The 13,661-nt window shown below is 58.6% G+C and carries 9 protein-coding genes; 4 read left to right on the forward strand and 5 right to left on the reverse strand.

The features are described 5' to 3' along the window. Positions 1–186: 186 nt before the first annotated feature. The 4 genes from AB1I47_RS01695 to AB1I47_RS01710 are packed head-to-tail and all read left to right on the forward strand — an operon-like array spanning position 187 to position 5,037. Positions 187–1,326 (forward strand): glycosyltransferase family 4 protein, encoded by a 1,140-nt coding sequence (locus AB1I47_RS01695; RefSeq protein WP_354682049.1) that lies wholly within the window; start codon positions 187–189, stop codon positions 1,324–1,326. Next, on the forward strand, positions 1,323–2,648 hold the full coding sequence (locus AB1I47_RS01700) for an exopolysaccharide biosynthesis polyprenyl glycosylphosphotransferase (RefSeq protein ID WP_354682050.1): 1,326 nt from the start codon (positions 1,323–1,325) through the stop codon (positions 2,646–2,648). The genes AB1I47_RS01695 and AB1I47_RS01700 overlap by 4 nt, the downstream gene beginning before the upstream one ends. After that, complete coding sequence (locus AB1I47_RS01705; RefSeq protein WP_354682051.1) at positions 2,648–3,781, forward strand: glycosyltransferase; 1,134 nt, start codon at positions 2,648–2,650, stop codon at positions 3,779–3,781. The genes AB1I47_RS01700 and AB1I47_RS01705 overlap by 1 nt, the downstream gene beginning before the upstream one ends. Further along, entirely contained in the window at positions 3,781–5,037 is a 1,257-nt protein-coding gene (locus tag AB1I47_RS01710; RefSeq protein ID WP_354682052.1) for a lipopolysaccharide biosynthesis protein, read from the forward strand. The genes AB1I47_RS01705 and AB1I47_RS01710 overlap by 1 nt, the downstream gene beginning before the upstream one ends. A 63-nt stretch (positions 5,038–5,100) precedes the next feature. Here the strand turns inward: AB1I47_RS01710 and AB1I47_RS01715 are convergent, their stop codons facing one another. From AB1I47_RS01715 to AB1I47_RS01735, 5 genes are read right to left on the reverse strand one after another with little or no spacing between them, the layout of a single operon-like run. Further along, positions 5,101–6,204, reverse strand: coding sequence for an MraY family glycosyltransferase (locus AB1I47_RS01715; RefSeq protein ID WP_354682053.1), 1,104 nt, complete (start codon positions 6,202–6,204; stop codon positions 5,101–5,103). An 18-nt stretch (positions 6,205–6,222) separates the two neighbouring features. Further along, positions 6,223–6,978 carry a glycosyltransferase gene (locus AB1I47_RS01720; RefSeq protein ID WP_354682054.1) on the reverse strand — a complete coding sequence of 252 codons (756 nt, stop codon included), beginning with the start codon at positions 6,976–6,978 and terminating at the stop codon, positions 6,223–6,225. Then, positions 6,975–11,369, reverse strand: coding sequence for a glycosyltransferase (locus AB1I47_RS01725; protein ID WP_354682055.1), 4,395 nt, complete (start codon positions 11,367–11,369; stop codon positions 6,975–6,977). Before AB1I47_RS01725 ends, AB1I47_RS01720 begins: the two co-directional genes overlap by 4 nt. A 17-nt stretch (positions 11,370–11,386) precedes the next feature. Next, positions 11,387–12,757, reverse strand: coding sequence for an ABC transporter ATP-binding protein (locus AB1I47_RS01730; protein WP_354682056.1), 1,371 nt, complete (start codon positions 12,755–12,757; stop codon positions 11,387–11,389). Then, complete coding sequence (locus AB1I47_RS01735; protein WP_354682057.1) at positions 12,747–13,565, reverse strand: ABC transporter permease; 819 nt, start codon at positions 13,563–13,565, stop codon at positions 12,747–12,749. The genes AB1I47_RS01730 and AB1I47_RS01735 overlap by 11 nt, the downstream gene beginning before the upstream one ends. Between the last annotated feature and the right edge of the window lie 96 nt (positions 13,566–13,661).

A 13,661-nucleotide genomic window follows, 5' to 3' on the forward strand; every position in this document is an offset into this window, starting at 1 on the left:
CCTACACTTTGCGGCGCTTATTCGCCGCGTACCGGCGCCCGCGGCCGGTCGGGTTGCGATAGCGTCAACCAGGCACTTTGCCGGCGCCGCCGGCCAAAGTCTTTTCCGATGTGCAGTGACATGTGGTGCCCTAGAACCCGCCCTCGCCGCTCTGCCGGCCGCGCCTTCTAACCTTCGTACGAACCCTTGAGACCAACCGCCCAGCCTTCGCCGCAGCCTCGCATCGCCTACCTGATCACCAATTCGGAGATCGGTGGCGCGCAGTCGCATGTCGCGGACCTGATGCAGTCGCTCGCGGGCAAGGCCGACATGGTGCTGCTGGCCGGCGGTGACGGACCGCTGTTCGATATCGCGAAGCGCGCAGGCGCCCGGACCATCCGGCTGGCACGACTGGACAATGCGCTCTCCCCGTGGCGCGCCGTCACAGCCCTGCGCGAACTGGTCAAGGCGCTGAAACAGGCGGCACCCGACCTGATCCACGCGCACAGCGCCAAGGCGGGCGCGCTGGGCCGCATTGCCGGCTTCCTGCTCGGGATCCCCGTGGTCTACACGGTCCACGGTTTTGCGTTCAAGCCGCAAGCGCCGGCGCGCCAGCGCATCGCGGCGCGGGTGGCGGAATGGCTGCTCGCGCCATTGACGGCGCGCCTGGTCTGTGTGGCCGAAGCGGAGCGACAGCTTGCGCGGTCACTGCCAGTGCCAGCCGATCGCATTGCGGTCGTGCCGAACGGAATCGCCGATACCGGCCAGCGGGCCACGCCAGAAGACCCGATGCGCCGCATCGTCATGGTGGCGCGGTTTGCCGCGCCGAAGCGGCCGGACGCGGTGATCCGGGCGTTTGCGCGCTCCGGCCTGGCCGATTGCGAGCTGGTATTGGCGGGCGACGGGCCGGAGCGTGAGGCGATGCAGCGCCTGGCCGACGCCATCGCGCCCGGTCGGGTGCAATTTCCGGGCAACGTGGCGGATATTGCCGGGTTATTGTCGACCGCGCAGGCCTTCACGCTGGCGTCTGACCACGAAGGCTTCCCGCTTTCCGTGCTGGAAGCCATGCGAGCCGGCTTGCCTATCGTCGCCTCGGACCTGCCCGGCATCCGCGAGCAACTGGAAGATGGCAGGCACGGCCTGCTGGTCGACCACCGCGACGAAGCCGCACTGTCCACAGCCTTCTCCGGGCTCGCCGCGGACGCCCCCCTCCGCGCCAGCCTGGGTCATGCGGCCCGGCAACGCTGGGAGCAACACTACGGCCTGAAACGGATGGCCGACGCGACATGGAACCTTTACCAGGCCACGCTTACGACGGCGCCTCGCGCGACGCGCGTGCCCACATGATGCATTCAATCGAGACCGACAGCCGCCACCGGCAGACCATGCGCCGCGGCATCGTCGGATCGGAGACCATGCGCCGGATCAGCCGGATGCTGGCATGGGCGGCGCTGGGACTGGCGCTGTTTGCCGTCAACACCGCACTGGCACAGGTGGCTTACCACGCCGGGTTCGTGACCCACGTCTTTACGCGCACGCTGCTGTGGTCCATCGTTCCCTACTTCGCAGGCTTCATGGTCCTGCACCGCTCGCTGCATCTGCCGGCGATGGAAGGCAACAGCCTGGTCGGGCTTGCCGCCACGCTTCCCTTTGTGGCGCTGCTGTTCGTCTTCGCTGCGTTCCATATCGAATATTCGCGAGGCGCCATGCTGCTGGCCTATCTCACCACGCTGGCGTGGATATGGCTGGGCTACCGCCGTTTCGTGCAGAACTACGTACCGCTGTTCGGCTATGCCGATCCCAATACCCTGAGCCAGCTGGACACCATGCTTGCCATGCCGGGCGCGGCGCCGCCCGCATCCGTTCACTTTGAACTGATCCGGTCGCTGGAAGACGCCAAGCATTGCGACGGGCTGATGGTCGACCGCAGCGCCACGGCGGACCCTGAGCGCACGCGGCAGCTCGCCCAGTACAAGATGAGCCATGTGCGGATGTACTCAGTGGAACGCGTCGGCGAGATGCTGACCGGCCGCGTCGGATTGGCCCATATCGACGAGAATTTCCTCGACGACTATGCCGCCCACTACCTCTACGGCTATCTCAAGCGAGCCGTCGACATCCTGGCGGTGCTATGCCTCGCCCCGCTGGCGGTACCCCTCGGCCTGGCGGTAGCGCTGGCGATCCGGACGGAGACAACGGGCGGCGTCATCTTCCGCCAGTCACGCGTGGGACTGTTCGGCAAGCCCTTCGTGATGCTCAAGTTCCGCAGCATGGGCGTGGACAACAGCGCGCCCGCACAATTCGCCGCGCGGCGCGATCCACGGGTTACGCGCGTGGGCCGGGTGATCCGCAAGTACCGCCTGGACGAGATCCCGCAACTCTGGAACGTGCTGGTCGGGCATATGAGCCTGATCGGGCCGCGGCCGGAGCAGGCGCCGATGGTGGAGCAATTCTCCGAAACCATCCCCTACTACCCGTACCGCCACCTGGTGCGGCCGGGCCTGTCGGGCTGGGCACAAGTGCAGCAGGGCTACGCCGGCAGCCACGAAGAAACCGTGACCAAGCTGAGTTATGACCTGTATTACGTCAAGCATTGCTCGCTGGCGCTGGATTTGCTGATTGCGGTGAAGACGCTGCGGACGCTGCTGACCGGCTACGGGGCGCGCTGATGGCGGCCGAGCAACCGGCCACCGTGGCAAAGCCCTTGCGCATCCTTGTCATCACCACCGGCCTGCGGCTGGGCGGCGCGGAACAGCAGATCGCGGCACTCGCCCGCGCCTTTGTCGCGCTGGGCCACAGCGTGGCCATCGTGAGCCTGACCGAAGGACAGGAAATCGATCTCCCTGCCGGCATTCCGGTCACCGAACTTGGCATGCGCAAGACCCCGCTGTCGATGCTGGCCGCGCTGCGCAAGACGCGTCGGGTCGTACGCCAATGGCGCCCGGACGTCATCCATTCGCATATGGTCCACGGCAACCTGTTCGCGCGCGCACTGACCCGGACCGGCCGCATGCCCCCGGTTGTCTGCTCCGCGCATAGCGCACGCGAAGGCGGCACGCTGCGCACCCTCGCCTATCGCCTGACCGACCGCTGGTGCGCACTGACCACCCATGTCAGCGAAGCCGGCCGCCAGGCGATGGTGGCAAGCGGCGCCGCGCCGGCCCGGCGCGTGATCGTGATGCCCAACGGCATCGACACCAGCCGATTCCGGCCGGACGACGCCGTGCGCGAGCGTGTGCGGCGCGATCTTGGCCTTGGTGCGCAGGACGTACTGGTACTGAATGTGGGCAGGCTTGTGGCCGAGAAAGACCAGGCGACGCTGATCGAGGCGTTCCGGCTGGTTGCCAGGGCTGTGCCGGATGCGAGGCTGGTGATTGTTGGGGAAGGTCCGATGCGTTCGGCATTGGCGGCCCGAATCGAGCAGTGGGGACTCGCGTCAGCAGTCACACTGGCTGGCGCGCGGAGCGACGTGCCAGACTTGCTGTGCGCGGCCGACATTTTCGCGCTTTCGTCGCAAATCGAAGGCATGCCGCTCGCCGTCGGCGAAGCGCTGGCCACTGGCTTACCCGTCGTCGCCACGGCCGCAGCGGGCGTTGCCGAACTGGCGGGCAGCGCCGCCGTCATCACGCCAGTCGGCGATGCTGCCGCACTGGCCCGTGCGCTGACGGCCGCAATCGACCAGTTACCCGGCACGCACGTGGACCGGGACCAGCGCCGGCAACAGATCGTCAGCCGATTCGATGTATCAGCCATCGCGCGGCAATGGCTGGCCCAGTATCAGCAACTAAGAGGACGCCAGTGATGCGCAGCAGGGTCGCCGGCAACCTGCTGTGGATGCTTGCCGATCGCGGCTTGCAGGTAGCAGTTGGCATCGTAGTCGTTGGCATGTTGGCGCGTGCCCTGGGAGCCGAGGGGTTCGGGCACTTTCAGTATGCACAGTCGCTGGTGTTTATTGCGGCGTCGATCCCGCTGATCTGCTCTGCGGAGGTGGTGGTTCCGCGGCTGGTGACCTTGCCCACACCGGTGACCCGGCATGTCCTGGTCGCGCATGCTTTCGCGATTCGGCTTACCGCAGGCATCGCAGGCTACGTGCTGATGTGCCTCTGGCTGGCGATCACGCTGCAGCCCGCCGACACCTGGATTCCTGCCGCTATCCTCGGTACCGCCGTCATGATGCGCGAGCCGTTCGGCGTCGTCATCGCGTGGATGCAAGCGCGCACCCACAACCGGCCGAACGTCGTATTCAACCTGATCGCGCTTGCAGCGAAGGCTAGCCTCATTGCAACGCTGTTCTTTGCCGGTATTGAGCTGGTGCCAGCCTACGCCACCGCCTTCGCCATCGAGCCGCTTATCGCTGCGGTGCTGCTCACGTGGTACTACCTGGCTCGAGCGCCCAAGGCTATCCCGACATATAACTCGGCACTCACTCGAGACCTGGTGCGCGATGGGTCGCTGTTCTGGATAAGTTTCATGCTGATGGTCGCCGCACGCCGAGCCGATCAGTTGATTCTGAAGCCGGCTGTGCCGCTGGCTGAACTGGGTACGTATGCGGCCACCATGCAGGTACTCGACAATTTCACTACGATCGCGACCATCCTGGCTGCGGGCGTGGCGCCGCTGTACGTGTTTGCACAGCAATCGGTCCTCGCAGCGCGGCGCAACGTGCTGCGCGTGGCGGCTGGCATGACGCTCATCGGATTAACGGGCGCCATCGTGCTTGCGCTTTGCGCCGAGCCGGTTGTGCGCCTGCTCTATGGCACGGCATTCGGCGAAACCGTGACGCTGTTGCGACTGGCGGCACTAGCGTCCACCCTGGTCTTCGCCGACGTTGGTCTGAGCCTGCTACCCATCTACCTGCGCAAACCGCGCTGGGTGGCGTTCAAGTGGGCCCTCGTGCTTGCTACCACGGTTATTGTTGACATAGTCGCGGTGCCGCGTTTAGGCACCCGTGGGGCCATTCTTGGCTATGCCGTCGGTAACACTGTCGCCGTCATATTCGGACTGGTTTTGGTCTTGCGGACCCGCCGCGCTACCGCCACTGCGGCGGTTTCTGCATAGCTATCTGACTCTGGCCTCAGCCCTGCCCCGTTTTCAAACCGGGGTGGGGGCAGCACGAACGGTTTAATTGTCGCCGTTGCGGTCACTGAGGCGACGCTTGCCGCGCAGGACGATGCGACGGCCGACGCGAAGGCAACGCCACGCATTGCGCATCAGCAGCAAGTGAAACGCGGTGACACCCAGAAAAGCAAGGAACAGCACCTGCTCAGAGACGCCTTGCTTCCAGCCATAGACACCGATAAAACCAAGCAACGCATTGCTCACCAGAATCGCCCAGACAATCGCATCTGGGCTGAGCCCAAGGCGGAGCAGCACATGGTGAAGGTGTGTTCGATCTGCGGACAAGGGGTTGCGACGCTTCATCGCCCGGCGGATAACCACCACAAGCAGGTCGATCAGCACGAAACCGAGCACCCAGAGCATCACGACGGGTGGAACATGGCGACCGTTGTTGTATGGCTCCTGAGAGAGTTCCACCGCGAACCAGACAATCCCATACCCGAGCATCAGGCTGCCGGCGTCGCCGAGAAATACGCGCAGGCTTCCGCGGAAGGGATTCCGCATATTGAAGATCAGAAAGCCGAGTATTGCGCCGCAGAAGATCACGCATACGCGCTGGGCAGCCAGGTTACCAAGTTCGCCGGCAAGATAGCCGAACCAGCCAAATACGATAAATGACAAGCCACCGGCCAACCCATCAAGCCCGTCGCTCATGTTCATGGCGTTGATCACAGCGACGACGGCAAAGAGCGTCAGCGGGATAGCCCAGTTTGCCAACTCAATCTCGCGCCGGCCGAAAATATCGCCCAAGGAGGTCAGGTACACGCCACCCCATGAGGTCATCAGGATGGCAGCAAAGAGTTGCGCCGCAAGTTTGGCGACCGGCGACATGCCTTGCATGTCGTCGATAAGGCCAACGAAGGCCAACAATGTCAGCCCCCCCAGCAATGCCACGTAGTAGCCCTGATTGCGCATGAACAGCAGGCAACCCGCCCAGACGGCAAGCGTTACGGCGATTCCGCCTACAAGTGGCACCGCGCCGAGGTGGCGCTTGCGGTTATCGGGGCGGTCCAGCAGGCCTCCGACCATTGCTACCGGGCGCAGAAGAAGGACCGCCAACGCCGAGACAAGAAAGGCAAAAGCGGGAACCCAGAAAAAGTCGAACATAGGGCTATGGGTGGCATCTCATTTGTTGAATTCGCGGTAGGCTTGAGAAGTCATGAGCCGCCACATGCTTGACATATGCCATCGGAAATATCGCCCACCCATACGGCGACTCTGCCGCCTGGCATCGTGCACGACCACCGCATCCTGGACCCATAGAACACTTCTCCCGGCGAGATGCAAGCGCAAACAAATATCGACATCTTCGCAATATAAGTGATAGCGCTCATCGAAACCTCCCACTCTTTCATATGAAGCCCTATCGAACATTAAGAACATTCCCGCAAGCCAATCGACCTCCTGTACCGGTCGCGAAACGTCGTAGTCCAACCCTCTGGATTTCATAAGCACCCGCTGCGCCAATCGTGCAATAGTCGGAACTCGCCTTGCACTGTCCTCGACTGAACCGTCTGGCGCTAACACGCGCGGCCCTGCCGCTCCCGGCTGGCGGTCGAGCCGGTCCAACAGCAAATCAAATGTGTGCGGATCAGGTAGTCGCACGTCCGGATTCAGGACAAGAAAAAATGGGGCTGTACTGTGCTTGTATGCGGCGTTATGATTTGCACCAAATCCACGGGGCGCGGCATTCTGTAACAGCTTGCACTTAATTCCGGCTTGACTAGTAATTGTGGAAAGGTTGCCCGGCAAGTTTTCGGTCAGCAGGATTTCTAATTGGCGTACTGCGCCGATTCGCCTCAGGTCGTGCAAAAGAGGACGAATCAGCGCATCGTGCCCATGGCTGACGATCGAAACAGCGATAGTCGGTCCTTTCGTCATTTACAGTTAAGAGTCAAGCTTTTGGCATGAGCAAAACTGCTTCCAAGGATCCGCGGACTCCAAAGATATCCGGTCAGTGCTGCGGCAACGCTGGGATCATCCCAAATAATGTCATCAAAATAAGAGTTAAACTCCCGGACGAAGTTGACCGCTGGCACCCGAAGGCCGCCCCTGAGATCAGCAACACAACTTGCGCCTTCAACCCAGTGCTTCTTCAATGTCGCAACTGAAATGGCAGCGTCATTGATTGGGATAATCCTCTGAACAGAATTTCCGCGCTGCGAATCTGACTGCCCGTTCTTCATCCATCGCTCGGAAAACTCGCGTCTCAGCACATTTGTCTTCCGAAATTGGGCAACGAGATCGCTTCTTGTCACCGAGGCGGAATGTACACGATGCTTATAGAGAGTCTGCGGAATATAGCGGAAACGATAGTGCTCCGCGATCCGCAGCGCCAGGTCCCAATCCTGCACCCCTGAGAAGGTCGAGTTGCACCCGCCCACCGCAATATAGGCGGAACGGCGTATCACCTTCAGATGGGACGCGACCATCCCGTCCAACAGGTCGTCTCGGATAGTTTCTTGAGAGCGAAAGTGAATCCATTCGTAACCGCCATATCGCGAAGTCCGTACCGTCTTGCCTGACTCATCAATATCGATCCGATCGGTAAAGAAATAATCAACATCATCGTTGAGCGCCATCTCGCGGCCGATCACCTCCAGCGCGTTAGGGGCCAGTTCGTCATCGCAATCCAGGAAGGCAATGAACTCGCCCCTTGCCGCTTCGACAGCAATGTTCTGAACCTCACTAATTCCTTGATTAGTGGTTTGCTGAATGACCCTCAAACCTGACAGCCGATCTTTGAGCGCATCCATCAGCGCTGCGACCCTGGGATCAGGGGACGCGTCATCCACACAAATAATCTCCAACGACACGTTGCCTTGATTTGCAATGGAGTTGAGACAACCCTCAAGGTAGTTGTAGTGACCATAAATCGGGACCACAACGCTAATTAGGGGACTGTCTGAGCCCCCCACCACTGGCTGCAGTATCGCAACGATACGATCGGCCTTCTTGGCAATTGCTTCCGTATCAGCCGGCCGTGCAGTGGACTCTTGGGCTGGCGTAGAGACCAAATGCTGGCTTTCGCCTGAATGCTGGCCACCCAGCAACTCGACTTCGGCTTTATACGCCGGATTGGCCCGATAACAGTGGTCGAACCAGGCCACCATCGAGTCAAAGAACTTTGGCTCTCGCCCTTGCAGCCGGGCCTCAATTTTCAGACCCGCTTGGAGCCACGCCTTCCCCATCTTCAGATACGATCGCCGCATACTGGCGCCATGTTGCCGGTACGTGGCCCAGTGCCCATGCACATAGGCAAAGCGAGCGCCCTCCAAGGCAAGACGCGTCCAGAAAAGCCAATCTTCCTTTGCCCGTGCTTCGGTATCAAAGGGCGCCGCGCCAATCACAGTCCGACGGAAAAGGCCGCAGTGGATTGGAATTGAAAAGCCGCGTTCCCAACGAAAGAGAAAATCGTTCAACGAAATGTCGAACTGGGCTATCGCCTCATCGGGCTTAGAGAAATCCGTCTTGGTTTCGTCGCACAGCAGAAAATTACAGACCGAGATGTCGATGGCCGGGTTGGCGGCGATCTGGGCAAGCTGTACATCGATTTTGCCAGGCGCGAGCACGTCATCGGCATCCAAAAACTGGATGAACTCACCGCTAGCGAGCGCGACACCGGCATTGCGTGCGCCAGAGAGACCCTTGTTGCTCTGGCGATGAACCTTGATACGTCCCGGAATAGTTTGTTCAGCTTCGGCGAGAAGCCTCGCGGTATTCCCGTCTGTACTTCCGTCATCGACCACAATAATTTCGAAGGAATGCTCAGCGCAGGCGACGGCAATGGAGGCAACCGCTTCAACCAGATATTTGGCTTGGTTGTAGCATGGCACAATGATAGACACCCGCGGCGCGCGCACACCATCGGGCCGATTTTGCCCCGACGCGAGTTCCGGCAGCCGCGTATCAGCGCTCTCGGAATGATCCAGATATCCGGGAAGCAGTTGCACAGCCTCTACAAAGTTCGGCCACGTGTGCCGACTTTCAATCACGTCGAGCAGGCGTGTCGCCCGATTGAGGGCATCAGTGCGATCCGAAAGTGCTCCGTTCAGTGCGCGCTTGTAATCCTCTACTGTAGGCCTTTCGGCAAGGAGATAGCCCGTTTCCTTCGAGATCAGTTCGCCTACACCGCCGACGCCCGGCGCAATAATTGGAATGCCAAGTGAGCCCACTTCGATAAGCACATTGGGCATTCCTTCCCACTTGGAGGTAAATATGAAGGCATCGAAATCGAATCGCTCGACCCACTCCAACGGTGAACTAAACGGCCCCTCATATGAGAGATTTGGAAGGGTAGGCAATTCTTGCCCATCCTGAAGAACGATTTGGCCAAACACGCGAAAGTCCGCGAATTCGCATGCCTTTACCAAATCAAGGAAGAGATCAAGGCGCTTCTCTGCATCCAGCCTCCCTGCCCAAAGAACTTGAGGCCGATCGCCCCCCCCTCCATTGCCGCGCTCGATACGCGCGCGCTGCGCCGCGAGCCTCTGTCGCCCCAGCGAAGCACCCGACATGCGATGAAGCAATCGACAAGGCTGATAGACGGTCCACAAGCGCTCTAGCGCGTCGCCTTTGATGCCGTATTCAGCTGCAGCGTCTACTACAAATCGTCTGTTGTCCGACACTAGCCCGGACAAGTGGGGAAGACCCTTCGGAAGGAAGTATGCCGCGTATCCGATCTTGGTTTTGCCATCCGGTGCAAACTGGAAGGCGAAGATACTGGCATAGAGGCGCACAAATCGCTTAATTCTTTCACCTTCCGAGAGGATTAAGTGCCATGCAACCTCACTGTTAATATTATGGAAACTCTTTGGCCGTACAGAAAGCAGCAAATCGCGCAACAACGCCTGCTTTCGCGCGTAGCTGCCGTCTTCTTGCAAATGATCATCGAAGACGATCAGGACGACACCATCGGGCAAGACGACCTGTTCGTTCACGTATTTGCGGTCGGTGACCAGGATGGCAACGGATTCTGCCGGACGTAGTTCGCGCAATGCCCTGCAAAAATTCAAAGCCACCATTTCGGCCCCGCCGGTAGCCAAAAAGGGTAGCGCAATCCACCGGGTAACCGGACCAAACTGGGTTGCGTGGTTCCCAAGGACACGCAGAATTGAGGCCAATGCAGCTTCACGCCCATCATCCCGGACGAGCGTACCCTCTGGTCTGCCGAGAATAGCCTTTACGACACCTTGTGTAACGCCCTTCAGATCGTCCGCTTCGCGCAAGGCCACCACCGCCGGAAATAGCCGCTCGCGGATTCGCCATTTCGTCTTTTCTGACAGCGGAAGCCGGTGATAGATGGTTCGCGCCAATGCGCGTAGACGCGCGCGGGAGGCACGCGCGTCACTTGCCTGCTTGCCGGTCACCGCATTAGTGTTTTTTTTTCTCATTACGCGGCCGAAGACCCTGAGAGGAGTCGTTATGCGCCAGGAACTCGACGTGTAGATCTCGTGGATCTGCTGATCCCGCTCCCAAATTACCGCTTGCAGTTCCGTTGCTCTTTCCTCAAGCACGGAAAGTTGCACGCTTCTCTGGCTCAACAACGCTCGCTGACGCGCCACCTCCTCGGACTGCTGCTGGAGTTCTCCTTGAAACGTGTCAAGCTGAACCTCGCGCTCTGCGGCCTCCGAACGCAGTGAGGCGACAAGCGCCCTCTCCGTAGCTAACTCTTGCAGCAACGTATTTCGCTTGACCTGAAACGAATAGTTATCGCGCTTCTCGAGGACGCCTTTCTTAATGCCCCAAAAATAAATATCGCAGGTATCGAAATTATAGGAGAAAGCATATCGATCAAAAATTCCATCGACATCGAGTACCTGCCGGATATCGCTTTCGTCGAGGTTCTTATAATAATCACCCCAATCACCAAACTCCTGCGTAAACGGCGCATCCTCGGGTTTGGTGCGCCGCGTCCCATGCTCGGGCCGCCCTGTTGTTGCACAGGAAAAGAAAAACAGCCCACCAGGCTTGAGCATCCGAACAATATTGCTCAGAGTCTGAGCATAGTATTGGTCGTGCTCGAAGCACTCCGTAGACACCACGACATCTACACTCTCGTCCGGTAGATTCAGCTCATGCCCCTTCGATGCGATATCCACATTCCGACCGGGCATCAAATCGACACCCAGGTACATGCAATCGTCAAAGAGATACTGGTTATTGCCGTTTATATCGAGCGAGCCGATGTCAACAACGAAACACCCGGAAAAGAACTGAGGCAGATCTCGTTTTACGGACTCACAAAAGTCGATTTGCTGCTGATGCGCCATATTTTATCTATTGCCTTTCAATCACTCACCCGTGCATCATCATGAACAGTAATATCAATCCGTTGCATGGGAATGCCGATCAGACCCGTACTAACCGAAGAGGAAATCGACTTCACGATGATTGCATCATGAATCCAGTGATGCTGAACATGATCCGCTTGGGTTCCGGTCGCCACCGCTACTGCCACACTATAGTCCCCGCGAGGCAACACCGGCATCACAAAACCAAATTCCCCGATGAATGTACTTTGCGACTGCACGACAATGCACTCGTCTTGATAGCTCAAATAGGTATTGTCGCCAAACAGCGTTTGACCAAGTCTATCCTTGAAGGAAAAACCGATAATTGGCTGCTCAATATCCTTTAGCGCCCTGACTTCTATGCGAAGGATTACGGACTCACCCCCGACCGCATAGGTCAAAGTAGAACCACTGTCCGCATCGACAATTGAGACATGCACGATGTCGGCACCTCGCAAGCCGAACTCGGCACTCTCACCCGGTGAAAACTCGAAGATCTCCAAATCGTTGCGCAGGCTCGATCTATTTATAAGCGCCGAACGGACATCAGGCAATACCACCTTTTCCTTTGGTATGCGTGACGTTTTCTTCGGGCCTTTATCAGCATTGCCTCCCACCGCCTTTCGCGGCTCGGATTCATACAAGGACGCGAGATATTGTTCGGATACGAGTTTCGCCGGACCGTATACCTGCGCACGGCCCTTATCGAGCCAAAGTGCCTTTTCGCAGAGGCCGGTCACCGCCCCGGCATCATGGCTCACGAAGATGAGGGTACCAGTTTCCTTAAACCGCCGGAGGAACCGCATGCATTTCTGAGTGAAGAAAGCATCCCCCACCGCCAGTGCCTCGTCAATGACAAGGATATCCGCGTCCACATGTGCTACCACGGCAAAAGCCAAACGCACATACATGCCACTGGAGTAAGTCTTCACCGGCTGATCGATGAAATCCCCGATATCCGCAAATGCGGCAATTTGGTCAAATCGCGCCGTTACTTCCTCCTTGGTTAAGCCGAGCACGGCAGCGTTCAGAAAGACATTCTCGCGACCGGTAAATTCGGGATTGAAACCCGAACCAAGCTCCAACAGTGCCGCAACTCGACCATTAACCTGGGCCGTTCCTGCGCTAGGGTTTAGCGTGCCACAGATAATTTGCAGAAGTGTGGACTTCCCGCTCCCATTGCGCCCCACTATCCCTACGGTCTCGCCTCTTTTGATTTCAAGCGATACGTTATCAAGCGCCCAAAACTCACGGAAATACTTCTTCCGACCGCGCACCAGCATCTGGAGCAACCGATCTCGCGGGCGCTCATAGATGTGATAGCACTTGCTTGCGCCCGAAATCTTAACCGCAATATCAGAGGACATCGGCGAACCCCTTTCGTGTCTTCTGGAACCAGGCGAAGCCAAACCAAGCAACCAATAAAGAAAATGCGGAATAAAGAAGTGCCGGATACAGATCCGGCAGCTTTCCCCAAATCAGGACATTACGCGCTGTTTCCACCACTGGCGTGATAGGGTTCAACGTGATGAGCAATCTGTAGTCCGGCGGCAGTGACGAAGCAGGATAAAATACCGGTGTCAGAAACATAAGAGCGGTAGTGATTATGCCGATCACCTGACTAACATCACGCAAGTACACGCCGATCGCAGCCAAAAACCAAGTAACTCCAAGCACGACAAAAACAAATGGCAATAATACCAGCGGAAATAACAAGGCCGTCATCGGCGGCGTGCCGATGAATAATACGTAAAAGCACAGCCATGCCATGAAACTAACGACGAAGTGAAACATTACCGCCCCAAGCGCAACGGCGGGCAAAATTTCAAGGGGAAACACCACCCTCTTGACGTAGTTAACATTGGACAGTATTAAGCTCGGCGATCGGTTGACAGCCTCCGAAAATAGATTGAAGACCATCAACCCGGAGAACAATATGAGTGCGAATTCCGCCTTCGACTCGCCCCCGCCAGGCCAGCGAGACTTGAATACCACGCTGAACATGAACGAATAGACCAGCAACATGAAGAGCGGATTAAACAGGGACCACAACAAGCCGAGAAAGGACCCCTTGTAACGTCCAATCACCTCTCGTTTGGTCAACGTGCCGATCAGTTCGCGATTTCGCCAAAGCGTTGACGCCAAAGCAAACGGGGAAATACTGAATTGTTGCATTGATATAACTGCCCAACTACGGGCGCCAGTTGAATCAAGGTGTCAGCACGCCACGCTCGGGGCTGTTTCAAATATCCCCTTAGGAAGCTACGGGTG

The sequence above is a fragment of the Cupriavidus necator genome (genome assembly GCF_040578825.1).
Lineage (GTDB): Bacteria > Pseudomonadota > Gammaproteobacteria > Burkholderiales > Burkholderiaceae > Cupriavidus > Cupriavidus necator_E.

Coding starts and splice junctions, on each gene's coding strand:
- AB1I47_RS01705 (WP_354682051.1), top strand. CDS start 2,648: ATGGCGGCCGAGCAACCGGCCACCGTGGCAAAGCCCTTGCGCATCCTT.
- AB1I47_RS01715 (WP_354682053.1), bottom strand. CDS start 6,204: ATGTTCGACTTTTTCTGGGTTCCCGCTTTTGCCTTTCTTGTCTCGGCG.
- AB1I47_RS01720 (WP_354682054.1), bottom strand. CDS start 6,978: ATGACGAAAGGACCGACTATCGCTGTTTCGATCGTCAGCCATGGGCAC.
- AB1I47_RS01700 (WP_354682050.1), top strand. CDS start 1,323: ATGATGCATTCAATCGAGACCGACAGCCGCCACCGGCAGACCATGCGC.
- AB1I47_RS01735 (WP_354682057.1), bottom strand. CDS start 13,565: ATGCAACAATTCAGTATTTCCCCGTTTGCTTTGGCGTCAACGCTTTGG.
- AB1I47_RS01725 (WP_354682055.1), bottom strand. CDS start 11,369: ATGGCGCATCAGCAGCAAATCGACTTTTGTGAGTCCGTAAAACGAGAT.
- AB1I47_RS01710 (WP_354682052.1), top strand. CDS start 3,781: ATGCGCAGCAGGGTCGCCGGCAACCTGCTGTGGATGCTTGCCGATCGC.
- AB1I47_RS01730 (WP_354682056.1), bottom strand. CDS start 12,757: ATGTCCTCTGATATTGCGGTTAAGATTTCGGGCGCAAGCAAGTGCTAT.